We start from the raw sequence: 24791 nt of genomic DNA on the forward strand, positions 1-24791 counted from the left end.
TTTGTGCAATGACGACTCTGTTTGATCCGATCACCCTCGGCGACCTCGAACTGCCGAACCGCATCATCATGGCTCCGCTGACCCGCTGCCGCGCCGACGCAGGGCGGGTGCCCAACGCGCTGATGGCCGAGTACTACGTGCAACGCGCCAGCGCCGGCCTGATCCTCAGCGAAGCCACCTCGGTGACACCGATGGGCGTGGGCTACCCGGACACGCCGGGCATCTGGTCCAACGACCAGGTGCGTGGCTGGACCAACGTGACCAAGGCGGTGCATGGCGCCGGCGGGCGCATCTTCCTGCAACTGTGGCACGTGGGGCGGATTTCCCATCCGGGCTACCTGAATGGCGAACTGCCGGTGGCACCAAGTGCGATCCAGCCCAAGGGACATGTCAGCCTGGTCCGGCCGATCACCGACTACCCGACGCCGCGGGCCCTGGAAAGCGCCGAGCTGGAGGACATCGTCGACGCCTACCGCACGGCCGCAGAAAACGCCAAGGCTGCCGGGTTCGACGGAGTCGAGGTCCATGCGGCGAACGGCTACCTGATCGACCAGTTCCTGCAAAGCAGCACCAACCAGCGCACGGACGGCTATGGCGGCTCCCTGGAGAACCGTGCGCGCCTGCTGCTGGAAGTGACCGATGCAGTGATCGAGGTGTGGGGTGCCGGACGGGTCGGCGTGCATCTCGCACCCCGTGCCGACGCCCATGACATGGGCGACGCCAACCGGGTCGAGACCTTCACCTACGTGGCCCGGGAGCTGGGCAAGCGCGGCATCGCCTTCATCTGCTCGCGGGAGAAGGAAGCGGACGACAGCATCGGCCCGCAAATCAAGGCGGCGTTCGGTGGCCCGTACATCGTCAACGAAGGCTTCGACAAGCAGCATGCCAATGCTGCGCTGGCGCAAGGTCGTGCCGATGCGGTGGCCTTTGGCGTACCGTTCATCGCCAACCCGGACCTGCCGGCACGACTGGCGGCGGATGCGCCGTTGAACGCGCCGCGGCCGGAAAGCTTCCATGGTGGTGGTGCGGTGGGCTACATCGACTATCCGCGGCTGTGATCGATAGGCCGACACGGTCCATGTGGGAGCGGGTTCACCGGGACGCCGGACCGCCGCGATTGCGTCGGTGAATTCACTACCGCATCGCGGGTGAACCCGCTCCCACACGGATCGCGTCAGGCCTCAATTGCGGGCATTGATCTGCTGCTGCAGGTTCTGCACCTGGCTCTGCAGGGTATTGATGTTGCGGGTCATCTGCCCGCGGAAGGCATCGAACTCCGCCGTCGACGCGCCACCACCGCCCGCCGCAGCCACCGGACGATTTTCCTGCTCGCTCTTGAGCACGATCAGGTCCTGCTCCAGGCGCTGGGTCGCCGCGGCCTGGCTCTTCAGTTGCGCATCGATCTTGCTGCCGTCGACGCGAGCGCTCTTCAGCGTCGCGACGTCATCGGCCACGGCCTTGATCTGCCCGTCGATCTTGCCGCCATCCAGTTGCGCCGCCTTCAGCGCAGTCAGTTCCTGCGCCACGGCCTTGAGCTGGGTCTGCAACTCAACCTGCAACTGGGCATTGGCCGCCTGCTGCTGGCTGACCTGGGCCATCGCCGATTCCAGGCGCTTGCCCAGCTCTCCGGTCTGACCGGCCACACCTTCCTGCTGCTTGCCCTGCTCGCTCAAGCTGGCCTGCAACTGCCGCACCTGCAGCTTCAGCGCTTCGTTCTCGGTATTGGCCGAGCTCTCGCTGGCACTGACCTTGCCGGAAATCACCTGCAGGCGCCCCGCCGCTTCCTCGCTGATACGGGCGAAGCTTTCCTGGGTAGCCACCAGTTGCTGCTCCATCAGCGAGATCTGCTGGAAGCTCCACCAGGCAACGCCGCCCAAGGCAATGAACGAGGCGCCGAGCAACGCCCACAGCGGCCCGACCAGCGGCGCCTTCGCGGTGCGCTTGCGCGCAGCACGCGGATGAGCCGCCGGCGCGAACTCATCATCATCGCGCTCCACGGCCTTGAGGGTGGGCACGTCGTCAAAATCATCTCGAGCATCGTTGCGCATGGGCAGTTTTCAACCACGGTGATAGCAAAATGGGCGCCAGTATAAACCGCTCACGCGGCGCACTCATCGACCATGAAGGAAGATTCAGGTTCAGTGACCGCCATGCTGCGCCTGCCACCAGGCGCAGAATTCATCCAGCGCGGCCCAGATGCTGACCTGCGGACGGTAGTCGAGGTAGTGCCGGGCGCGGCTGATGTCCAGGCTGAAGTCCTTGCTCATGACCTGCACGCCAAGACGGCTGAGGGTCGGCTGCGGACGCCCGGGCCAGAGCATGCAGGCCGCTTCGTTGAGCGCCGCGGCGGTATACGCCAGGCCCACCGGACGGTAACGGGTTACCGGCGGCAGCGACATCCGGCGCATCACGTAGTTGACCACGTCCCACACCGGCAGCGGCTGGCCGTTGCTGATGTTGTAGGCCTGGCCCAAGGCGTCGGGGCCGGCGTTGATGGCACTGAGCAGGGCCTCGTTGAGGTTCTGCACGCTGGTGAAATCCACCTTGTTCAGGCCGTTGCCGATGATCGCCAGGCGTTTCCTGCGCTGCATCTGCATCAACCGCGGGAAGATGCTCATGTCACCGGCACCGGTGACGAAGCGCGGGCGCAGGGCCAGCACTTCGAGGCCGAACTCCTGGGCGCCGAAGACCTTCTGCTCGGCCAGGTGCTTGGTCGCGCCATAGTGATCGTAGAAGCGCCGCGGCACCTGGTCCTCGGTGATCCCGGTGCGCGAGTTTCCGGAGAAGTAGATCGACGGCGACGACAGGTGCACCAGGCGCTGTACATGCTCCTTGAGGCAGGCTTCGACCACATTCTCGGTGAGCACCACGTTGCCTTGGTAGAAGTCCTGGTAGCGGCCCCAGTTGCCCACTGCGCCGGCGCAGTGCACCACGGTGTCGATGCCCTGGCACAGGCGCCGCGCCACTTCCGGGTCGCCCAGGTCGCCGGGAATGAACTGCGCGCCACGCCGCACCAGGTGCTCGACGCCCTCGGGCCGGCGACCGTTGACCCGTACTTCCAGGCCCTGCTCCAGGGCGAAGCGCGCAAAACGCCCGCCGATGAAGCCGCTTGCACCGGTGACCAGTATTCCCATGAAGCACTCCGCTAACTATTTTTTCCCGAGGGTGCAGACGCCGCCGAGGCGTCCCACGGCACCAGCCATTGGCCGGCACTGCGCCGCAGATGATCGGTGAGCTGGCCGAGCAGTTGCCCGCCATTGCGCCAGTGATGCCAGAACAACGGCACATCGATGGGCCGCTCCGGGACGATTTCCACCAGGCGTCCGCTGGCCAGTTGTTCACGGGCCTGCAGTTCCGGCACCAGGCCCCAGCCCAGGCCGGCTTCGGTCAGGCGCAGGAAGCCCTCGGATGAAGGACACAGATGATGCAGGAATCCATCGCTGATGCCTAATGAAGCGAGGTAGCGATGCTGCAGGAAATCGTCCGGGCCGAAGACGATGGCCGGGGTGCGCGCCAGGCGCCGCGGGTCGACGCCGTCGGCGAAATGCCGGGCCATGAAGGCCGGGCTGGCCAGCGCACGATAGCGCATGGCCCCGAGCAGCACGCTGCGCGCTCCGGCCACCGGGCGTTCGCTGGCGCACAGGCAGCCGGCGACTTCACCGGCGCGCATGCGCTTGAGCCCGACTTCCTGGTCTTCCACCACCAGGTCCAGGAGCACCTGGGTCCGGACACAGAACTCGCTGGCCGCCTCGGCCCACCAGGTCGCCAGGCTGTCGGCGTTGAGCGCCACCCGCAGGCGCTCGGGCAGGCCTTCCTCGTCCAGCGCCGGGACCTGGCCCTGCAAATCGCGTTCAAGCAGGCGTACCTGCTGCACATGGTTGAGCAGGCGCCGACCGATCTCGGTGGGGATGGGCGGCGTGGCACGCACCAGCACCGGCTGGCCGACCCGCGCTTCGAGCAGCTTGATCCGTTGGGAAATGGCCGATTGCGACAGCCCGAGCAACTGCGCGGCACGCTCGAAGCCGGCCTGCTCGATGACGGCGGCGAGGGCTGAGAGCAGCTTGTAGTCGAACATCACTTTTCCTAATGCGGGATGATTTCTATTGGTTTTTCTTATAGCCGAAGACCCCGGAGAATGGCTAGTCATTGGGGCCTTATCGCTGCATGGGTATCTACACATCTCGGCCATGCTCAACACGGACTATGTGGGAGCGGATTTATCCGCGATTGGCCGCGAAGCGGCCATAAAACCTGCCCCCTCGGTGAGTCAGGCAAAACCGGGACTCAGGTTTTACGACGGCTTCGCCGCCGATCGCGGATGAATCCGCTCCCACAGAATCGCGTTTTGCTCCAGGTCTGCTGGCGGCAAAAGTTGTGTAAATACCCATGCAGCGATGAGGCCCTCCAGAGCACTGAAAATCCGGAGTCATCCCTTATGTGGCAAAGCTACCTCAACGGCCTCCTCGTCGCCTTCGGCCTGATCATGGCCATCGGCACCCAGAACGCTTTCGTCCTCGCCCAGAGCCTGCGCCGTGAGCACCACCTGCCGGTCGCGGCGCTGTGCGTGTTCTGCGACGCCGTGCTGGTCGCCCTCGGTGTGTTCGGCCTGGCCACTGTGCTGGCGCAGAACCCGACCCTGCTGGCGGTGGCGCGCTGGGGTGGCGCGGTATTCCTCGTCTGGTACGGCAGCAAGGCGCTGATGCGCGCCTGCTCCAGCCAGAGCCTGGAACAGGGCGAAGGCCAGGGCCTGCGCTCGCGCCGCGCGGTGCTGCTCAGCGCCCTGGCGGTGACCCTGCTCAATCCCCACGTATACCTCGACACCGTGCTCCTGATCGGCTCGCTCGGTGCCCAGCAGACCGTGCCCGGCGCCTATGTCGCCGGTGCCGCCAGCGCTTCGCTGCTGTGGTTCTTCACCCTCGCCCTGGGCGCGGCCTGGCTCGCCCCGTGGCTGGCTCGTCCGAGCACCTGGCGCCTGCTCGACCTGATGGTGGCGGTGATGATGTTCGCCGTGGCGGCGCAACTGATCTTCAACTGACGGCCACTCATCCGCCGCAGGCAACGGCTCTGGAACCTCTTGTCCATACACTTGTTGCGTGGTTTAGACGTAGGCCCGGTGCTATGATCCCGAGCCTGCGTCGCAAAGAGTACAAACTCGCCGACGCATTCCGGCCGCCCGTGATCGGCCTTGCGTTCACCGCACCAGACCTGATTAGGAGATTTCACCATGGCTTTTGAATTGCCGCCGCTGCCCTACGCCCACGACGCCCTGCAGCCGCACATTTCCAAGGAAACCCTGGAGTTCCACCACGACAAGCACCACAACACCTACGTCGTGAACCTGAACAACCTGGTCCCAGGTACCGAATTCGAAGGCAAGACCCTGGAAGAGATCGTCAAGACCTCTTCGGGCGGCATCTTCAACAACGCCGCTCAAGTGTGGAACCACACCTTCTACTGGAACTGCCTGGCCCCGAACGCCGGTGGCCAACCGACCGGCGCCCTGGCCGAGGCCATCAACGCCGCCTTCGGTTCCTTCGACAAGTTCAAGGAAGAGTTCACCAAGACGTCCGTCGGCACCTTCGGCTCCGGCTGGGGCTGGCTGGTGAAGAAGGCTGATGGCTCCCTGGCCCTGGCCAGCACCATCGGCGCCGGCTGCCCGCTGACCAGCGGCGACACCCCGCTGCTGACCTGCGACGTCTGGGAACACGCCTACTACATCGACTACCGCAACGTCCGTCCGAAGTACGTCGAGGCGTTCTGGAACCTGGTCAACTGGAAGTTCGTCGCCGAGCAGTTCGAAGGCAAGACCTTCACTGCCTGAGTCGCGCGCTTCTGAAAAAACCCGGCCTCGCCGGGTTTTTTTTCGCCCTCGGCAAGGCCCCCTCGCCTTGCCGCCAGCCCAAGGCGCGCTAACATCAAAAATCTTGGGAAACTCGCCGACCGGTACTCAAGTCCCATGACAGGTCAACCGATACAGTGCCCAAGGGTCCGCCGGAAAAGACGGATCAGGCAGCGGGAAAAATGAAAAACCACTACACACATCCTGCTCAAAGGCCGATAGTGGATTGCCATAATTGATGGCAAAATGATGCCGCGCGCATGGATTAAGGAAACCCCATTGAAGCTGGAATTCAAGAACAGCTTATCGGTCAAGTTGCTCAGGGTTGTCCTGCTTTCGGCGCTGATCGTCGGAGTGGTGCTCAGCTGTGCGCAGATCGTCTTCGACGTCTACAAGACCCGCCAGGCCGTGGCCAGCGATGCCCAGCGCATCCTCGACATGTTCCGCGACCCGTCGACCCAGGCGGTGTACAGCCTCGACCGGGAAATGGGCATGCAGGTCATCGAAGGCTTGTTCCAGGACCAGTCGGTACGCATGGCCTCCATCGGCCACCCCAATGAGACCATGCTCGCGGAGAAATCCCGCCCGCTGCAGGACACCCGCACGCGCTGGCTGACCGACCTGATCCTCGGCCAGGAACGCTCGTTCACCACTCAACTGGTCGGCCGCGGTGCCTACAGCGAGTACTACGGCGACCTGAACATCACCCTCGACACCGCCAGCTACGGCGAGAGCTTTCTCTTCAATTCGGTGATCATCTTCATTTCCGGGGTCCTGCGTGCCCTGGCCATGGGCCTGGTGCTGTACCTGGTCTATCACTGGCTGCTGACCAAGCCGCTGTCGCGGATCATCGAGCACCTCACCCAGATCAACCCCGACCGCCCCAGCCAGCATCAACTGCCCCTGCTCAAGGGCCACGAGAAGAACGAACTGGGCCTGTGGATCAACACCGCCAACCAGTTGCTGGCCTCGATCGAGCGCAATACCCACCTGCGCCACGAGGCAGAAAACAGCCTGCTGCGCATGGCCCAGTACGACTTCCTCACCGGCCTGCCGAACCGCCAGCAGTTGCAGCAGCAGCTGGACAAGATCCTCGTCGACGCCGGGCGCCTGCAACGCCGGGTCGCAGTGATCTGCGTCGGCCTCGACGACTTCAAGGGCATCAACGAACAGTTCAGCTACCAGGCCGGCGACCAGTTGCTGCTGGCCCTGGCCGATCGCCTGCGCGCCCACAGCGGCCGTCTCGGTGCCCTGGCCCGCCTCGGCGGCGACCAGTTCGCCCTGGTCCAGGCCGATATCGAGCAGCCCTACGAAGCTGCGGAACTGGCCCAGAGCATTCTCGACGACCTGGAGGCACCGTTCGCCCTCGACCTCCAGGAAATCCGCCTGCGCGCCACCATCGGCATCACCCTGTTCCCGGAAGACGGCGACAGCACCGAGAAGCTGCTGCAGAAAGCCGAACAGACCATGACCCTGGCCAAGTCGCGCTCGCGCAACCGCTACCAGTTCTACATCGCCAGCGTCGACAGCGAGATGCGCCGCCGCCGCGAACTGGAAAAGGACCTGCGCGAAGCCCTGTCGCGCAACCAGCTGTACCTCGTCTACCAGCCGCAGATCAGCTACCGCGACCAGCGCGTGGTCGGGGTCGAAGCGCTGCTGCGCTGGCAGCACCCGGAACTGGGTATGGTCCCGCCGGACCAGTTCATCCCGCTGGCCGAGCAGAACGGCAATATCGTGGTGATCGGCGAATGGGTGCTCGACCAGGCCTGCCGCCAGTTACGCGAGTGGCACGACCAGGGCTTCAGCGAATTGCGCATGGCGGTCAACCTGTCCACCGTGCAGTTGCACCATAGCGAGCTGCCGCGGGTGGTCAACAACCTGCTGCAGATCTATCGCCTGCCGCCCCGCAGCCTGGAGCTGGAGGTGACCGAGACCGGCCTGATGGAAGACATCAGCACCGCCGCCCAGCACCTGCTGAGCCTGCGCCGCTCCGGCGCGTTGATCGCCATCGACGACTTCGGCACCGGCTATTCCTCCCTCAGCTACCTGAAGTCGCTGCCGCTGGACAAGATCAAGATCGACAAGAGCTTCGTTCAGGACCTGCTGGAAGACGACGACGATGCCACCATCGTCCGGGCCATCATCCAGCTGGGCAAGAGCCTCGGCATGCAGGTCATCGCCGAGGGCGTGGAAACTGCCGAGCAGGAGGCCTACATCGTTGCCCAGGGCTGTCACGAGGGCCAGGGCTACCACTACAGCAAGCCGCTGCCGGCCCGCGAACTCACTGCTTTCCTCAAGCAGGCGCAGCGCAACCAGGTGTCGATACTCTGAGGCGACACCCCGGTTGTCCACGTACGACACGCCCGTAAATATTGCGTGATGGCCTCTTTACATAAAATGCAAATCTTTCGCATTATGTCGCAGCTTTTTTTCGCGTGCGGCCTTCTGCACGCCTGTTCAACCCTCCGACGCAGGAATTCGCCATGATTCGTATGCCTCTGGCCACCGCCAGTCTGTTGGCCATTGCCATCTCCCTCGCCGGTTGCGGCGACAGCAAGGACAAGGCTGCCGCGCCACAAGCCCAGGCACCGGCTCCGGCAGCTGCCGCCACCCCGGCCGCTCCAGCCGCCGCTGGCGCCGTGGACGAGGCTGCTGCCCAGGCCGTGGTCAAGCACTACGCCGAGATCGTCTACGCCACCTACAGCGACGCGCTGAGCACCGCGAAAACCCTGCAGACCGCCATCGACGCCTTCCTCGCCAAGCCGAACGACGAAACCCTGAACGCCGCCAAGGCTGCCTGGGCTGCCGCCCGCGTTCCGTACCTGCAGAGCGAGGCGTTCCGCTTCGGCAACACCATCATCGACGACTGGGAAGGCCAGGTGAACGCGTGGCCGCTGGACGAAGGCCTGATCGACTACGTCGACAAGAGCTACGAGCACGCCCTGGGCAACCCGGCGGCCGGCGCCAACATCATCGCCAACACCGAGATCCAGGTTGGCGAAGACAAGGTCGACGTCAAGGACATCACCCCTGAGAAACTGGCCAGCCTGAACGAGCTGGGTGGTTCCGAGGCCAACGTCGCCACCGGCTACCACGCCATCGAGTTCCTGCTCTGGGGCCAGGACCTGAACGGCACCGGCCCGGGCGCCGGCAAGCGTCCGGCATCGGACTACCTGGAAGGCCAGGGCGCCACCGGCGGCCACAACGACCGTCGTCGTGCCTACCTGCAGGCGGTCACCCAGCTGCTGGTCAGCGACCTGGAAGAAATGGTCAAGAACTGGGCCCCGAACGTCACCGACAACTACCGCGCCAGCCTGGAGGCCGAACCGGTAGCCAACGGCCTGCGCAAGATGCTGTTCGGCATGGGCAGCCTGTCCCTGGGTGAACTGGCGGGCGAGCGCATGAAGGTGTCCCTGGAAGCCAACTCGCCGGAAGACGAGCAGGACTGCTTCAGCGACAACACCCACTACTCGCACTTCTACGACGCCAAGGGTATCCGCAACGTCTACCTGGGCGAGTACACCCGCGTCGACGGCAGCAAGCTGACCGGCCCGAGCCTGTCGTCGCTGGTAGCCAAGGTCGATCCGGCCACCGACAAGACCCTGCAGGACGATCTGGCCGCCACCGAGGCGAAAATCCAGGTGATCGTCGACCATGCCCTGAAGGGCGAGCACTACGACCAGCTGATCGGCGCCGACAACGCTGCCGGCAACCAGATCGTGCGCGACGCCATCGCTTCGCTGGTCAAGCAGACCGGCGCGATCGAACAGGCCGCCACCAAGCTGGGCATCACCGACCTGAACCCGGATACCGCCGATCACGAATTCTGATCAGCGCCGGAGACGGACAAGAGAGGCGGCCTTCGGGTCGCCTTTTTTATTGCTGCGGTGTCCTTGCCAACGATGGGGCCCTGGAGGACACAACATTGCTCCCTGTCAAAAAACTCACAAAGCTGACAGGGTTTTCATCCAGCAAACGCAAATCCCTCTTATTCACTCCGCCCGCTCCTGTTAAGCTTGCGGGCTGTTTTTTCGAACACCGTCCGGGATTCTGCATGCCCTCGCTGCTTCGCCTCTGCCTGCCTCTCCTGCTGGCCTTGCCCCTGGTCGCCTGCGATGAAGCCCCGCGCTTCACCCAGGCCGAGCCGGGTGAAGCCCGTGCCGGTGGCGACACCACGGTGAACCGCGGCGATCGCGGGGCCTACCAGATGCCGTCGGCCAACCTGACCCCGGCCCGGCGCCTGGACTTCAACGTCGGCAACAGCTTCTTCCGCAGCCCGTGGGTCATCGCCCCGTCCACCACTACCGCCCGCGACGGCCTCGGCCCGCTGTTCAACACCAGCGCCTGCGTGAGCTGCCATATCCGCGACGGCCGCGGCCACCCGCCCGAGCACGATGATCCCAACGCGGTATCCATGCTGGTGCGCCTGTCGATTCCCGACCAGCCGGAGTACGCCAAGCTCATCGAGCGCATGGGCGTGGTGCCCGAGCCGGTCTACGGCACCCAGTTGCAGGACATGGCGATCCCCGGCGTCGCCCCGGAAGGCAAGGTGCGGGTTGACTACGAACCGCTGACCGTGACCTTCAAGGACGGCACCGCGGTCGAGTTGCGCAAGCCGATCCTGCAGATCACCCGCCTCGGCTACGGCCCGATGCACCCGGACACACGCTTCTCCGCCCGAGTCGCCCCGCCGATGATCGGCCTCGGCCTGCTCGAAGCCATTCCCGAGGAAGCTATCCTGGCCAACGCCGACCCGGACGACCGCAACGGCGATGGCATCCGGGGCCGGCCCAACCGGGTCTGGGACGATGCCGAGAACCGCACTGTGCTCGGCCGCTTCGGCTGGAAGGCCGGGCAACCGAACATCAACCAGCAGAATGTCCACGCCCTGTCCGGCGACATGGGCCTGACCTCGACCCTGCGTCCGTTCGACGACTGCACCGCCGCCCAGGTCGACTGCCTGGCCGCACCCAACGGCAACGGCGAAGACGGCGAGCAGGAAGTCAGCGACAACATCCTGCGCCTGATCACCTACTACACGCGCAACCTCGCCGTGCCGGCGCGCAAGGATGTCGACTCGCCCGAAGTGCTGGCGGGCAAGAACCTGTTCTACCAGGCCGGTTGCCAGGGTTGTCACACGCCGAAGTTCGTCACCTCGGCCAACGCCGCCGAACCGGAACTGGCCAGCCAGACCATCTGGCCGTACAGCGACCTGCTCCTGCACGACATGGGCCCGGGCCTCGCCGACCAGCGCAGCGAGTTCGCCGCCAGCGGCCAGGACTGGCGCACCCCGCCACTGTGGGGCATCGGCAAGAACCAGGTCGTCAGCGGCCACACCCAGTTTCTCCACGATGGCCGGGCACGCAACCTGCTCGAAGCCGTGCTCTGGCACGGCGGCGAAGCGCAGGCCGCCCGGCAACGCGTCTTGACCTTCGATGCCACGCAGCGCAGCGCGTTGCTGGCATTCCTGAACTCACTCTAAAGAGAAGGAGCCGGACATGTTCCGTCCCAAGCTGTTGTTCACCAGCCTCGCCGCCCTCGCCCTGGGTGCGTGCTCGCCGCAAGACCCGCAGGCAGTGACCTCCGCCGCCATCGCCAAGCAGGTGATCATGCCGACCTACAGCCGCTGGGTCGAGGCCGACCGCCAGCTGGCCGTCAGCGCCCTGGCCTACTGCGAAGGCAAGGCCAGCCTGGACACCGCCCGTGCCGACTTCCTGCACGCACAGAAAGCCTGGGCTGAGTTGCAACCACTGCTGATCGGCCCGCTGGCCGAAGGCAACCGCGCCTGGCAGGTGCAGTTCTGGCCAGACAAGAAGAACCTGGTCGGCCGTCAGGTCGAGCAACTGGTCAGCGGCGACAAACCGGTGGACGCCGACGCCGTGGCCAAGTCCAGCGTCGTGGTGCGCGGCCTGTCCGCCTACGAATACATCCTCTTCGACAGCAAGCCGGAGATCGCCAACGACGAGCAGAAGGCCCGCTACTGCCCGCTGCTGGTGGCCATTGCCGACTACCAGAAGAACCTGGCCGAAGACATCCTGAAGAACTGGAACAGCACCGACGGCATGCTCGCCCAGCTGACCAAGTTCCCCAACCAGCGCTACGCCGACTCCCACGAGGCCATCGCCGACCTGCTCCGCGCCCAGGTCACCGCCCTGGACACCCTGAAGAAAAAGCTCGGCACGCCGATGGGCCGCCTGAGCAAGGGCATCCCGCAGCCGTTGCAGGCCGAAGCCTGGCGCAGCCAGTCGTCGCTCAAGAGCCTGGCCGCCAGCCTGGCCGCCGCCGAGACTGTCTGGGTCGGCGTCGACAACCAGGGCCTGCGCGGCCTGCTGGGCAAGGACCAGAAGGCCCTGGCCGACAAGATCGACGCGGCCTACGCCGACGCCCGGCAGAAACTTGAGGGCAACCAGCGCTCGCTGAGCGAACTGCTCGAAGACGACGCCGGCCGCCAGCAACTGAACACCATCTACGACGCCCTGAACGTGGTCCATCGCCTGCACGAAGGCGATCTGGCGAAGGCCCTGAACATCCAGCTCGGCTTCAATGCCAACGACGGTGACTGATCATGCTGCGACGCCAGGCCCTGAAACTCGGTAGTGTTCTGCTCAGCGCCCTGACCCTGGGCGGCTGGACCCTGCTGCGGCGAAAGGATCAGCCGCCCCTCCTGCTGTCCGCCCGCGACGACGCGGACGGCCAGCACTACGCGGTCGGCTATCGCCTGGACGGCACCCAGGTGTTCGCCACCCGGGTCGGCCAGCGTTGCCATGACATCATCAATCACCCGCAGCAGCCGATCGCCCTGTTCGTCGCCCGCCGCCCCGGCACCGAAAGCTACCTGATCGACCTGCGCGACGGGCGTCTGCTGCAGACCATCACCTCGCAGCCGAACCGGCATTTCTACGGCCATGCGGTGATCCACAAGGATGGCGAATGGCTGTACGCCACCGAGAACGACACCACTGATCCGGGACGTGGCGTGCTCGGCGTCTACCGTTTTGAGGGCGAGCGCCTGGTGCACAGCGGCGAGCTGTCGACCCACGGCATCGGCCCGCACCAGGTGTCCTGGCTGCCGGACGGCGAAACCCTGGTGGTGGCCAACGGCGGCATTCGCACCGAAGCGGAAAGCCGCGTGGAAATGAACCTCGACGCCATGGAGCCGAGCCTGGTCCTGATGCGTCGCGACGGTAGCCTGATCAGCAAGGAAAGCCTCGGCCAGCAGATGAACAGCGTGCGGCACCTGGCGATCGCCAGCGATGGCACCGTGGTCGCCTGCCAGCAGTTCATGGGCGCGGCCCACGAGACCGCCGAGCTGCTGGCGATCAAGCGTCCGGGGCAGCCGTTCGAGGCCTTCCCGGTACCGGAACACCAGTTGCAATCCATGGCCCAGTACACCGCCAGCGTCGCCGTGCACAACGAGCTGCGCCTGGTGGCGATGACCGCGCCGCGGGCCAACCGCCTGTTCATCTGGAACCTCGACGACGCCAGCGTGCGCCTAGATGCGCCGATGCCGGATTGCGCCGGGGTCGGTGCGGTGGCCGACGGCTTCGTGGTCACCTCGGGACAGGGCCGCTGCCGCCTGTACGACTGTCGCAAGAACGAACTGATAGGCCAGCCGCTGCAACTGCCGTCAGGACTGTGGGACAACCATTTGCACCTCGTCTGAAGTGTTACTGCCGGGCGTAGGGCAAACGGACTAAACTTCGCCAATTCGCATCCAGGGAAATGGAACTATGCTGCGCCGTCGCATGCTGATCATGTTGGGCATCGTGCTGTTGATCGTGCTCGTGCTGGGGGGCTACAAGGCCTTCTCCATCTACAAGCAGATCCAGATGTTCTCCGCACCGAAACCGCCGGTCAGCGTGGCGGCGACACAGGCGCGCACCTTGGCCTGGCAAAGCCGCCTGCCGGCGGTGGGCAGCCTCAAGGCCCTGCAGGGCGTCGACCTCAGCCTGGAAACCGATGGCACGGTGACCAGGCTGATGTTCGAGTCCGGGCAGAAGGTCAGCCGGGGCCAGCCGCTGCTGGAGCTCGACAGCCAGGTCGAGACCGCCCTGCTCGGCACCGCACTGGCCGACCTCAAGCTGGCGGAAGTGGACTATGGTCGCGGCAGCCAGCTGGTGGGCAGCCAGGCCATCTCCAAGGGCGAATATGATCGCCTGACCTCGCAGTTCCGTCGCAACAAGGCAGTGGTCGACCAGCTCAAGGCCTCCCTGGCCAAGAAAAGCATCGCCGCGCCCTTCAGCGGCACCATCGGCATTCGCCAGGTGGATGTTGGCGAGTACCTGCCCAGCGGTACCCGGATCGCCACCCTGCAGGACCTCAGCAGCCTCTACGTCGACTTCTCGGTGCCCGAGCAGAGCCTGCCACGGGTGAGCCTCGACCAGCAGGTGCTGATCGGCGTCGCCGCCTTCCCCGGCGAGACCTTCGCCGCTCGCGTCAGCGCGATCAACCCCAAGGTCGAGGACGCCACCCGCAACGTGCTGGTCCGCGCCACCCTGGCCAATCCCGATGGCAAGCTGCTGCCGGGGATGTTCGCCAACGTCCAGGTGCTGCTGCCCAACCCGCGCGACGAAGTGGTGGTGCCACAGAGCGCGTTGACCTACACCCTGTACGGCAACTCGGTGTACGTCGCGGTGCCGAAGAAGGCCGAGAACGGCGAGCAAGAGAAGGACGCCGAGGGCAAGCCGGCATTGATGGCCGAACGGCGCTTCGTCACTACCGGCGAGCACCGCGACGGCCTGGTGGTGGTAAGCAAGGGCCTCGTTGCTGGCGAGACCGTGGTCACCGCCGGCCAGCTCAAGCTGACCCAGGGCGCACACATCACCGTCAGCCCGGACAAGACCCTCCAGGACCAACCCAACGGCCAGCCTGGCGCCAACTGACAAGGAGGCACCATGGCATTTACCGATCCGTTCATCCGCCGCCCGGTGCTGGCCAGCGTGGTCAGCCTGCTGATCGTCCTGCTCGGCTTCCAGGCCTGGAGCAAGCTGCCCATCCGCCAATACCCGCAGATGGAAAACGCCCTGATCACGGTGACCACCGCCTACCCCGGAGCCAACGCCGAGACCATCCAGGGCTATATCACCCAGCCGTTGCAACAGAGCCTGGCCAGTGCCGAGGGCATCGACTACATGACCTCGGTGAGCCGGCAGAACTTCTCGGTGATCTCGATCTACGCGCGCATCGGTTCGGACAGCGACCGCCTGTTCACCGAGCTGCTGGCCAAGGCCAACGAGGTCAAGAACAAGCTGCCGCAGGACGCCGAGGACCCGGTACTGAGCAAGGAGGCCGCCGACGCCTCGGCGCTGATGTACATCAGCTTCTACAGCAAGGAACTGAGCAACCCGCAGATCACCGACTACCTGTCGCGGGTGATCCAGCCCAAGCTGGCGACCCTGCCGGGCATGGCCGAGGCGGAGATCCTCGGCAACCAGGTGTTCGCCATGCGCCTGTGGCTCGACCCGGTGCGCCTGGCCGGCTACGGCCTCGCCGCCAGTGACGTGACCGATGCGGTACGGCGCTACAACTTCCTCTCCGCCGCCGGCGAGGTGAAGGGCGAATACGTGGTCACCAGCATCAATGCCAGCACCGAGCTGAAGTCCGCCGAGGCCTTCGCCAACATCCCGCTGAAAACCAGCGGCACCAGCCGGGTCCTGCTCGGTGACGTGGCACGGGTGGAAATGGGCGCGGAGAACTACGACACGGTCAGCTCCTTCGACGGCACGCCGTCGGTCTACATCGGCATCAAGGCCACGCCAGGGGCCAACCCGCTGGACGTGATCAAGGAGGTGCGCAAGCTGATGCCCGAGCTGGAAGGCCAGTTGCCGCCCAACCTCAAGGCCTCCATCGCCTACGACGCCACCCTGTTCATCCAGGCCTCCATCGACGAAGTGGTGAAGACCCTGGCCGAGGCGGTGCTCATCGTCATCGTCGTGGTCTTCCTGTTCCTTGGCGCCTTCCGCTCGGTGCTGATCCCGGTGGTAACCATCCCGCTGTCGATGATCGGCGTGCTGTTCTTCATGCAGCTCATGGGCTACTCGCTGAACCTGCTGACCTTGCTGGCGATGGTACTGGCCATCGGCCTGGTGGTGGACGATGCCATCGTCGTGGTGGAGAACATCCACCGCCATATCGAGGAAGGCAAGACACCCTTCGAGGCCGCGCTGGAAGGTGCGCGGGAGATCGCCATGCCGGTGGTGTCGATGACCATCACCCTGGCTGCGGTGTACGCGCCAATCGGCTTCCTCGAAGGCCTGACCGGAGCGCTGTTCAAGGAATTCGCCCTGACCCTGGCCGGCGCCGTGATCATCTCCGGCGTGGTCGCCCTGACCCTGTCGCCGATGATGTGCGCCTTCCTCCTGCGCCACGAGGAAAACCCCAGCGGCCTGGCCCATCGCCTCGACCTGATCTTCGAGCGCCTGAAACAGCGCTACCAGAAGATCCTCCACGCCACCCTGGATACCCGCCCGGTGGTGATCGTGTTCGGCCTCATCGTGCTGTGCCTGATCCCGGTGTTCCTCAAGTTCAGTACCTCGGAACTGGCGCCGAACGAGGACCAGGGCATCATCTTCATGATGGCCACCGCGCCGCAACCGGCCAACCTCGACTATCTCAATGCCTACACCGATGAGTTCACCACGCTGTTCAAGGAATTCCCCGAGTACTACTCGTCATTCCAGATCAACGGCTTCAATGGTGTGCAATCGGGGATCGGCGGCTTCCTGCTCAAGCCCTGGGGCGATCGCCAGCGCACGCAGATGGAGTTGTTGCCGGAGGTCCAGGCCAAGCTCAACGATATCGCCGGCCTGCAGATCTTCGGCTTCAACCTGCCCTCGTTGCCGGGCACCGGCGAAGGCCTGCCGTTCGCCTTCGTGATCAACACGCCGAACGACTACGAGTCACTGCTGGACGTGGCCCAGCGGGTCAAGGAGCGCGCCGAGGCCTCGGGCAAGTTCGCCTTCCTCGACATCGACCTGGCCTTCGACAAACCCGAGGTGGTGGTGGACATCGACCGCGCCAAGGCCGCGCAGATGGGCGTGTCCATGGACGTGCTCGGCAGCACCCTGGCGACCCTGCTGGGCGAGGCGGAAATCAACCGTTTCACCATCGACGGGCGCAGCTACAAGGTCATCGCCCAGGTCGAGCGCGCCTACCGCGACAACCCGGACTGGCTGAACAACTACTACGTGAAGAACCAGGACGGCCAGATGCTGCCACTGTCGACACTGATCACGGTCACCGACCGCGCCCGTCCGCGCCAGCTCAACCAGTTCCAGCAACTCAACTCGGCGATCATCTCCGGCTTCCCGGTGGTGAGCATGGGTGAAGCCATCGACACCGTGCGCACCATCGCCCAGGAGGAAGCACCTGCCGGCTTCGCCTTCGACTACGGCGGCGCGGCGCGCCAGTATGTGCAGGAAGGCAGCGCGCTGTGGGTGACCTTCGGCCTGGCCCTGGCGATCATCTTCCTGGTGCTGGCAGCGCAGTTCGAGAGCTTCCGCGACCCGCTGGTGATCCTGGTGACGGTGCCGATGTCGATCTGCGGCGCGCTGATCCCGCTGTTCCTCGGCCTGTCGAGCCTGAACATCTACACCCAGGTCGGCCTGGTGACGCTGATCGGCCTGATCAGCAAGCACGGTATCCTGATCGTCGAGTTCGCCAACCAGTTGCGTGAGCAGAAGGGCCTGTCGGTGCGCGAGGCAATCGAGGAAGCCGCGGCGATCCGTCTGCGCCCCGTGCTGATGACCACGGCGGCGATGGTGTTCGGCATGGTGCCGCTGATCATCGCCACGGGAGCGGGGGCAGTGAGCCGCTTCGACATCGGCATGGTGATCGCCACGGGGATGTCGGTGGGGACGTTGTTCACGCTGTTCGTGTTGCCCTGCGTGTATACCTTGCTGGCGCGCAAGGATGAGGTGAAGGCGGTCGAACAACCGGCAACCTGATGCCCTCAGGATCGACACAGCAAAAGGCCCCGTCCACGGACGGGGCCTTTTCGCTTGCAACTCACCCTGTTCAGCCCTGGGCACGCAACCCCTGGCTCATGCCGAACAGAAACAGCAGCAGGTCGTGGTCGGGCTTGGCATCGACCTGCGGTTTCACCGCTCGCGGCAATGGGCAATGCGTCAATGTCGCGGACGCATTGATCACACCCGGGCGAGGCTCCTCCCAGGCCGCCACCGCAACGGTCGCGGTAGCCAGGGCAGCCAACAGAAACAGACTTCGAGCTATTTCTAGTTTCATCACTCTAAACCTTTGACAGCGCTGCCAAACGCCACACGGTAAAAGTAGAGCAGCTTTTCCCAGTCGGCATCGCTGAACGACGAATGGCGACGCAATTGACGCAGATCGTTGGCGGCGGCCTTGTGCTTGCTGATCCGCCGGCGGCATTTCTCCAGGTCCAGCAGCGCCACCTCCGCCCGGGCCTCATCCCCCTCGCCCACGACCTTGACGAAGACATGCTTGGCGTAGAGGCAACCGTGCTGCCAATGGCCCAAGTGCATGCGCGCCAGGTTGCGCGCCAGGTCTTCGAGCATCCGCTCATGCAGCACTTCGCCGTAGCGCTCGCGACCGCCCTTGGCGTACCAGACGTCGATTTCCTCGAAACCGTCCAGCGCCTCGCTGATCAGCAATGCCCGCCATTGGCGGTCGGCATCACGCTCGACCCCGCAATAGACGATATGCGGCACGCGCACGCCGAGCTGTTCGAAACTGTGCAGCGCCTCGTACTCGCGCAACACGGTGGGGCGACCGAACGGATGCAGCACGCTGCGGTAGATATGCCCGACCTGGCGCTTGGCATACAGCATGTGTCCGCGATCATCGCGCAGGCGCTGTACGCCACTTTCGCCCCCGCGGCGCTGGTTGGGCTCCTCCACCCACTCGCCCTGCTGCTGCCAGAAGTACTCGAACTGATCAGTACCGGAAGTCCGGTCCGCGCTTGCCACGTCCATAGTTTTCAACCTTTTCGCAATACATAGACTCGCCACATCGCATAGAACGGCAGGAAGTCCATTCGTTCCTGAATCCGGAAGCCGGCGGCCTTGAATTCTTCTTCGACCGTGGCCGCCGGTAACACAAAGCGGTTCTGGTAACTCCCGGTTTCACCCCGGGCGATACGCTGGTCTTCGAGTTTTTTCCGGCGCCACGCCTTGAAATTGCCATCCACCCACAACGACAGAATTACGCTATCACGGGTAACTCGTTGAAATTCCTTGAGAATCTGCATTCTGTGAGGCGCTTCGCCGATATGGTGGAAAAGACGCATGCAGAAAATGCTGTCGACAGCGTTGTCGGGCAGATCGATATCGAAGGCAGAGGTCTGCAAGGGACGTACCCGTTTCACGATCTCGGGCGATTGCGAGCGGCAGGCGGTTTCCAGCATGGCCTCGGAATTGTCGGCACCGATGATCACGCGATTGGGCTTCTCGGCCAGCAACGGCCAGAAACGGCCGGCACCACATGGCAAGTCAAGGACCAGGCCTGGCTCGCCGGCCAGGGTTAGTGCGCGGCGAGCCAGTTGCTCGTCGCGATTGTGGGACATGCGCCGGGAGAAGCTGGCGTGGTGTTTCTCGAAGTACTGCTGGGCGTGCTGCTGGTCGTACTTGTCGGAAAATTCGAGTTTGGTCGGACTGGACATGGAAGGACTCCTGACTGCAATGGGCCCACGTTACGGGGGGCGACGTCGCCGTCAGGTCATGTCTTCGTGAAAAAAATGTCAGTCGAAAGAACAGACTTTACAAAGTATTACGGTGCTTGCCACCGGACTCAGAGGTCCGGCGACAGGCCCTTGTCGCCCAGGCTGACATGGAAGCGGCAGCCATGGGGCTGGGTTTCGCTGAGGGTGACCACCCAGCCCTGGTCGTCGCAGATCCGCTGGACCAGCGAAAGCCCGAGTCCCAGGCCCTCACCGCGTTTCTCGCCGCCGCGGACGAACGGTTGGAACATCGCCTCGCGCTGTTCCTCGGGGATGCCGACACCGCTGTCCTCGACAGTGAAGCTGTTGGCCTCGATGGTCAGGCGGATGAAACCATGGTCGGTGTAGTGGGCCGCATTGCGCAGCAGGTTGCCCATGACCGACTGGAGGAAGGTGGCGTTGTACAGCGTCGCCGATGTTTCCCTGACCACGAAGCTGAGCTTCAGGCCTTTCTGCTCGATGGTGTCGCGCCAGACCCCGACCAGCTCTTCACCGACCTCCTTCAGCGTCGTCTGCGATGCCACCGCACCTTCATCGCGCTGGGCGCGGGCGAGCATCAGGAAGGTCTTCACCAGCTCGCGCATTTCCTCGGTGGCGCGGGCAATACGCTCCACCTGGGTGCGGGCCCGGCCTTCAAGAGCAGGGTTCTCCATCAACAGCTCGCAGGAAGTGGCCAGCACCATCAACGGCGTGCGCAATTCGTGGCTGACGTCACTGGTGAACAGACGCTCGCGGTTCAGCGCATCGCGCAAACGGCCCAGGGTGGCATCGAAAGCCACCGCCAGCTGGCCCACTTCGTCGGCGGCATAGTCCGGCGCCAGCGGCGGCGCCAGGCCGAGCAACTGGTCACGGTGGCGAACCTGGCGCGCCAGGCGGACAACCGGCGCCATCACCCGGCGGGCCAGGATCCAGCCAAGGAACACCGCCAGCGCCAGGCTGAGCACGAAGCCCACCACCACCACGGCGAAGAGCACCCGCTCGCGCTCCTCGAAGTCGCTCTGGTCCTGCAGCAGCACGTAGCGCCGGCCATCCACCACCTCGACCATGGCGTGGTACGACAGGTGCTCGCGAAACACCTCGTGGAAGCCGGGATTCAAGTGGCGCAAGTCCGACGGCAGGGCGAAATCGTCGCGCCCACCGCTGTAGTAGAACAGCTGGTCCGGCCGCGGCCGGTGGCTCCACTCGCTGACGTTGTCCATCAGCAGCAGGCGTTGCAGGTCCCCCCCCAGCACCGAGGAGATCAGCCGTTCTTCCACCAGATGCACGGTGGCGACGATGCCGAAGGCGAATGCCCCGGCCACCAGTGCGCTCATCAGGGCAAACGCGATGATGATCCGCTGCGCAAGACTCTGCTTAAACTCCATCACGCCCCTCGGCCAGGCGATAGCCGACACCATGGACAGTGTGCAACAGCGGTTTGTCGAACGGTTTGTCGATCACCTGGCGCAACTGGTGAACATGGCTGCGCAGGCTGTCGCTGTCCGGGCAGTCGTCGCCCCACAGGGCGTCTTCCAGCACTTCGCGGCGCAGGACGTGGGGGCTTTTCTGCATCAGCACCGCCAGCAGCTTGAGGCCGACCGGGTTGAGCTTGAGGTGACGTCCCTGGCGGGTGACTTCGAGGGTATCGAGGTCGTAGCTCAGGTCACCCACCTGCAGGCTGCGGCGCCCGCCACCCTGGGCCCGACGCAGCACCGCCTCGATGCGCGCGGCCAGCTCGGACAGGGCGAACGGCTTGAGCAGGTAGTCGTCGGCGCCGGAGCGGAAGCCCTGCAGGCGATCGTCGAGCTGGTCGCGGGCGGTGAGCATGATCACCGGCGTGTCGCGACGGGCGTCTTCGCGCAGGCGCTTGCACAGGGTGTAGCCGTCGATGCCGGGCAACATGATGTCAAGGACGATCAGGTCGTAATGCTCGGTGGCGGCAAGGTGCAGGCCGGAAAGCCCATCTTGGGCACAATCCACGGTGTAGCCCTTGAGCCCCAGGTAATCGGCCAGGTTGGCCAGGATATCGCGGTTGTCTTCAACCAGTAGAATGCGCATGGCTCCCTCTCGTCTGCTTCTGCTATGGCCTTCAGGTGGCGCAGCTTACGGTCATAGTAGACAACCCGCTAGGGCATCCGGACGATATTGTCACCTGACGTTTTTTTCACGATGGATTCACGAACGACCCATGTGACGAGGTGGAGAATCGCCGGTCGTCTCCCGCCCAACCAGGATCCCTCATGCCTGAAGCCAACGATTTCCGCCCTTCCCGCCCGCTCAATCCCTGGATCGTGCTGGGCATTCCACTGTTTACCGCCGTCATCCTGATGCTGCTGGAACTGACCGACCTGGACATGATCCTGGCCAACCTGTTCTACGACCATAGCGCCGGGCAGTTCATCGGCCGTCACAGCTACTTCCTCGAAGACATCCTGCACGACCGCGCCAAGCAGGTGGTCATCGCCTTCAGCGTGTTCGCCATCATCGGTTTCGCCGGCAGTTTCATCCTGCAACGCCTGAAGCCGATCCGCCGCGAATTGGGTTGCCTGGTACTGGCAATGGGCTTGTCCACCGCCTTCGTCACCCCACTCAAAGCCGTGACCGCGGTGCAGTGCCCTTGGAGCCTGAGCGAGTTCGGCGGCAAGGAAACCTACAGCAAGCTGCTGGAAGCCCGTCCGCAGACCGACAAGCCCGGCCGTTGCTGGCCTGGTGGCCATGCCGCTACCGGCTTCACCCTGTTTGCGCTGTTCTTCGTGTTGCGCGATCGCCGTCCGCGCATGGCCAAGGCCGCGCTGGCGTTCGCCTTTGCCCTCGGCACGGTGTTCTCTGTCGGGCGCATGATGCAAGGTGCGCATTTCTTCTCGCACAACGTGTGGACGGCGGTGTTCTGCTGGCTGATCGGGTTGGGCTGCTATTACCTGGTGCTGTACCGTCGCAAGGCACCGGTCGAGAGCGCCGAAGCCAGCAAGGTTGCGCAGGCGGGATGAGGTCCATGCCTGACCTCCAGGCATAAAAAAGCCCCGCATCTAGCGGGGCTCTTTCTTGCAGCAGGATGAGGCTGGCTTACATCATGCCGCCCATGCCACCCATACCGCCCATGCCGCCCATGTCAGGCATGCCGGCTGGCTTGTCTTCCGGCAGGTCGGCAACCATGGCTTCGGTGGTGATCATCAGACCGCCGATCGAAGCAGCTGCCTGCAGCGCGGAACGGGTAACCTTGGCTGGGTCCAGGATGCCCATCTCGATCATGTCGCCGTACTCGCCGGTAGCAGCGTTGTAACCGAAGTTGCCCGAACCTTGCTTGACCTTGTCGACCACGACGCTTGGCTCGTCGCCGGCGTTGGCAACGATCTGGCGCAGTGGCGCTTCAACAGCGCGACGCAGCAGGGCGATACCGACGTTCTGGTCTTCGTTGTCGCCACGCAGGTCAGCGATGGCCTGCAGGGAGCGAACCAGGGCTACGCCACCGCCAGGTACCACGCCTTCTTCGACGGCTGCGCGGGTAGCGTGCAGGGCGTCTTCAACGCGGGCTTTCTTCTCTTTCATTTCAACTTCGGTGCCGGCACCGACCTTGATCACGGCAACACCGCCAGCCAGCTTGGCCAGGCGCTCTTGCAGTTTTTCACGATCGTAGTCGGAGGAAGTCTCTTCGATCTGGGCACGGATCTGCTTGACGCGAGATTCGATGTCGGCTTCTGCACCAGCGCCATCGATGATGGTGGTGTTTTCCTTGGACAGGGTGACGCGCTTGGCGTTGCCCAGGTGCTCCAAGGTAGCCGATTCCAGGCTCAGGCCGATTTCTTCGGAGATCACGGTACCGCCGGTCAGGACGGCGATGTCCTGCAGCATGGCCTTGCGGCGGTCGCCGAAGCCTGGTGCCTTGACCGCAGCGACCTTGACGATGCCGCGCATGTTGTTGACGACCAGGGTCGCCAGGGCTTCGCCTTCGACGTCTTCAGCCACGATCAGCAGCGGACGGCCGGACTTGGCAACGGCTTCCAGGACTGGCAGCAGTTCGCGGATGTTGGAGATCTTCTTGTCGACCAGCAGCAGCAGCGGGCCTTCCAGCTCGGCAACCATGGTGTCCGGCTTGTTGACGAAGTAAGGGGACAGGTAGCCACGGTCGAACTGCATGCCTTCGACGACGGACAGTTCGTTTTCCAGGCCCGAGCCTTCTTCGACGGTGATCACGCCTTCTTTACCGACTTTTTCCATGGCTTCGGCGATGATGTCGCCGATGGAGTTGTCGGAGTTGGCGGAGATGGTGCCTACCTGGGCGATGGCCTTGGAGTCGGCGCATGGCTTGGACAGGGCTTTCAGTTCCTTGACGATGGCCAGGGTGGCCTTGTCGATGCCGCGCTTCAGGTCCATCGGGTTCATGCCGGCGGCAACCGATTTCAGACCTTCGCTGACGATGGCCTGGGCCAGTACGGTAGCGGTGGTGGTGCCGTCACCGGCTTCGTCGTTGGCCTTGGAGGCAACGTCTTTCAGCAGCTGGGCGCCCATGTTCTCGAAGGCGTCTTTGAGCTCGATCTCTTTGGCGACGGAAACGCCGTCCTTCGTGATGGTCGGAGCGCCGAAGCTCTTGGCCAGGACCACGTTGCGGCCTTTCGGGCCCAGGGTCGCTTTTACCGCGTCAGCCAGTACGTTGACACCAACGAGCATTTTCTTGCGGGCGGAATCGCCGAATTTTACGTCTTTAGCAGCCATGATCGTTTAATCCTTGAATACTTTGGAGTAACGGGAAACCAGCGGAATCAAGCTTCGACAACGGCGAGGATTTCGTTCTCGCTCATTACCAGCAGGTCTTCGCCGTCAACTTTCACAGTGTTGCTGCCCGAGTAAGGGCCGAAAACCACTTTGTCACCCACTTTCACGGCCAGCGCGCGCACTTCACCGTTGTCCAGGATGCGACCGGCGCCAACGGCGACGACTTCGCCACGGTTTGGCTTCTCGGTAGCCGAGCCTGGCAGAACGATACCGCCAGCGGTTTTCGATTCTTCTTCGCTGCGGCGGATAACGACGCGGTCATGCAGAGGACGAAGTTTCATTGTCGATCTCTCCTGATTGTGGTTTTCATCGGCCGGTTTCGTTACCGGCGGGTGGATGCATTCCGGCTTCGCCGGTCGTGGTCCGCGGGGCGGGCCACGTATGTCTTGTCTGGTGCGGATGCCCAGAAACCTTGCGGTGACCCATACATAGGGGCGCCCTGCGCGATTACAAGGCTCGCAAATGTTTTTTTTTGAAATGAACCCGCAGGAACGAGAAACGGCCCGC

Annotated in this window: 21 protein-coding genes; 11 read left to right on the forward strand and 10 right to left on the reverse strand. The window is 64.2% G+C overall.

The features are described 5' to 3' along the window. The first annotated feature begins 8 nt into the window (after window positions 1-8). Window positions 9-1058, forward strand: a complete 1050-nt coding sequence (locus V0R59_RS04520) for an alkene reductase (RefSeq protein WP_330073344.1) — start codon at window positions 9-11, stop codon at window positions 1056-1058. A 123-nt stretch (window positions 1059-1181) separates the two neighbouring features. On the opposite strand, the gene V0R59_RS04525 is transcribed toward V0R59_RS04520, so the two are convergent. The 3 genes from V0R59_RS04525 to V0R59_RS04535 form a co-directional block, all read right to left on the reverse strand. Then, on the reverse strand, window positions 1182-2048 hold the full coding sequence (locus tag V0R59_RS04525) for an ATPase (protein ID WP_330073343.1): 867 nt from the start codon (window positions 2046-2048) through the stop codon (window positions 1182-1184). A 90-nt stretch (window positions 2049-2138) separates the two neighbouring features. Next, a complete protein-coding gene (locus V0R59_RS04530) occupies window positions 2139-3134 on the reverse strand; it encodes an NAD-dependent epimerase/dehydratase family protein (RefSeq protein WP_330073342.1) in 996 nt (331 codons plus the stop codon). An 11-nt stretch (window positions 3135-3145) separates the two neighbouring features. Next, window positions 3146-4075: a LysR family transcriptional regulator ArgP gene (locus tag V0R59_RS04535; RefSeq protein WP_330073341.1), complete on the reverse strand. Its 930-nt coding sequence runs from the start codon at window positions 4073-4075 to the stop codon at window positions 3146-3148. A 360-nt stretch (window positions 4076-4435) separates the two neighbouring features. On the opposite strand from V0R59_RS04535, the gene V0R59_RS04540 reads away from it, so the two are divergent. The 9 genes from V0R59_RS04540 (at window position 4436) to V0R59_RS04580 (ending at window position 17784) form a co-directional block, all read left to right on the forward strand. Further along, window positions 4436-5035 (forward strand): LysE/ArgO family amino acid transporter, encoded by a 600-nt coding sequence (locus V0R59_RS04540; protein WP_330073340.1) that lies wholly within the window; start codon window positions 4436-4438, stop codon window positions 5033-5035. Window positions 5036-5224: 189 nt separating this feature from the next. Next, window positions 5225-5821, forward strand: coding sequence for a superoxide dismutase (locus V0R59_RS04545; RefSeq protein WP_330073339.1), 597 nt, complete (start codon window positions 5225-5227; stop codon window positions 5819-5821). 267 nt (window positions 5822-6088) lie between these two features. Continuing rightward, entirely contained in the window at window positions 6089-8170 is a 2082-nt protein-coding gene (locus V0R59_RS04550) for a putative bifunctional diguanylate cyclase/phosphodiesterase (protein ID WP_408005200.1), read from the forward strand. Window positions 8171-8322: 152 nt separating this feature from the next. Continuing rightward, window positions 8323-9669, forward strand: coding sequence for an imelysin family protein (locus tag V0R59_RS04555; RefSeq protein WP_330073337.1), 1347 nt, complete (start codon window positions 8323-8325; stop codon window positions 9667-9669). Window positions 9670-9893: 224 nt separating this feature from the next. Further along, a complete protein-coding gene (locus V0R59_RS04560; RefSeq protein WP_330073336.1) occupies window positions 9894-11321 on the forward strand; it encodes a di-heme oxidoreductase family protein in 1428 nt (475 codons plus the stop codon). Between the two features lie 16 nt (window positions 11322-11337). Continuing rightward, entirely contained in the window at window positions 11338-12402 is a 1065-nt protein-coding gene (locus V0R59_RS04565) for an imelysin family protein (protein ID WP_330073335.1), read from the forward strand. A gap of 2 nt (window positions 12403-12404) precedes the next feature. Next, the gene (locus V0R59_RS04570; protein ID WP_330073334.1) at window positions 12405-13502 is read left to right on the forward strand and encodes a DUF1513 domain-containing protein; all 1098 of its coding nucleotides are present in this window, start codon (window positions 12405-12407) and stop codon (window positions 13500-13502) included. A gap of 67 nt (window positions 13503-13569) precedes the next feature. After that, window positions 13570-14721, forward strand: a complete 1152-nt coding sequence (locus V0R59_RS04575; protein WP_330073333.1) for an efflux RND transporter periplasmic adaptor subunit — start codon at window positions 13570-13572, stop codon at window positions 14719-14721. Window positions 14722-14733: 12 nt separating this feature from the next. Further along, window positions 14734-17784 carry a multidrug efflux RND transporter permease subunit gene (locus V0R59_RS04580; RefSeq protein ID WP_330073332.1) on the forward strand — a complete coding sequence of 1017 codons (3051 nt, stop codon included), beginning with the start codon at window positions 14734-14736 and terminating at the stop codon, window positions 17782-17784. Window positions 17785-17854: 70 nt separating this feature from the next. Here the strand turns inward: V0R59_RS04580 and V0R59_RS04585 are convergent, their stop codons facing one another. From V0R59_RS04585 to colR, 5 genes are all read right to left on the reverse strand, one after another. Next, a complete protein-coding gene (locus V0R59_RS04585; protein WP_330073331.1) occupies window positions 17855-18082 on the reverse strand; it encodes a hypothetical protein in 228 nt (75 codons plus the stop codon). After that, window positions 18082-18792 carry a lipopolysaccharide kinase InaA family protein gene (locus V0R59_RS04590; RefSeq protein ID WP_330073330.1) on the reverse strand — a complete coding sequence of 237 codons (711 nt, stop codon included), beginning with the start codon at window positions 18790-18792 and terminating at the stop codon, window positions 18082-18084. Before V0R59_RS04590 ends, V0R59_RS04585 begins: the two co-directional genes overlap by 1 nt. Before the next feature lie 5 nt (window positions 18793-18797). Next, on the reverse strand, window positions 18798-19478 hold the full coding sequence (locus tag V0R59_RS04595) for a class I SAM-dependent methyltransferase (RefSeq protein ID WP_330073329.1): 681 nt from the start codon (window positions 19476-19478) through the stop codon (window positions 18798-18800). A 128-nt stretch (window positions 19479-19606) separates the two neighbouring features. Beyond that, entirely contained in the window at window positions 19607-20899 is a 1293-nt protein-coding gene (locus V0R59_RS04600; RefSeq protein ID WP_330073328.1) for a sensor histidine kinase, read from the reverse strand. Continuing rightward, complete coding sequence (gene colR, locus V0R59_RS04605) at window positions 20889-21572, reverse strand: two-component system response regulator ColR (protein WP_075806470.1); 684 nt, start codon at window positions 21570-21572, stop codon at window positions 20889-20891. Before colR ends, V0R59_RS04600 begins: the two co-directional genes overlap by 11 nt. Window positions 21573-21754: 182 nt before the next feature. Between colR and V0R59_RS04610 the strand changes: the two genes are divergently transcribed. After that, window positions 21755-22501: a phosphatase PAP2 family protein gene (locus V0R59_RS04610; protein ID WP_330073327.1), complete on the forward strand. Its 747-nt coding sequence runs from the start codon at window positions 21755-21757 to the stop codon at window positions 22499-22501. 76 nt (window positions 22502-22577) lie between these two features. Here the strand turns inward: V0R59_RS04610 and groL are convergent, their stop codons facing one another. Both groL and V0R59_RS04620 read right to left on the reverse strand, forming a co-directional pair. Continuing rightward, complete coding sequence (gene groL / locus V0R59_RS04615; protein WP_330073326.1) at window positions 22578-24224, reverse strand: chaperonin GroEL; 1647 nt, start codon at window positions 24222-24224, stop codon at window positions 22578-22580. A 47-nt stretch (window positions 24225-24271) separates the two neighbouring features. Continuing rightward, window positions 24272-24565, reverse strand: a complete 294-nt coding sequence (locus V0R59_RS04620; RefSeq protein WP_042122995.1) for a co-chaperone GroES — start codon at window positions 24563-24565, stop codon at window positions 24272-24274. Window positions 24566-24791 lie beyond the last annotated feature (226 nt).

This window comes from Pseudomonas ulcerans, from assembly GCF_036324125.1.
GTDB lineage: Bacteria > Pseudomonadota > Gammaproteobacteria > Pseudomonadales > Pseudomonadaceae > Aquipseudomonas > Aquipseudomonas ulcerans.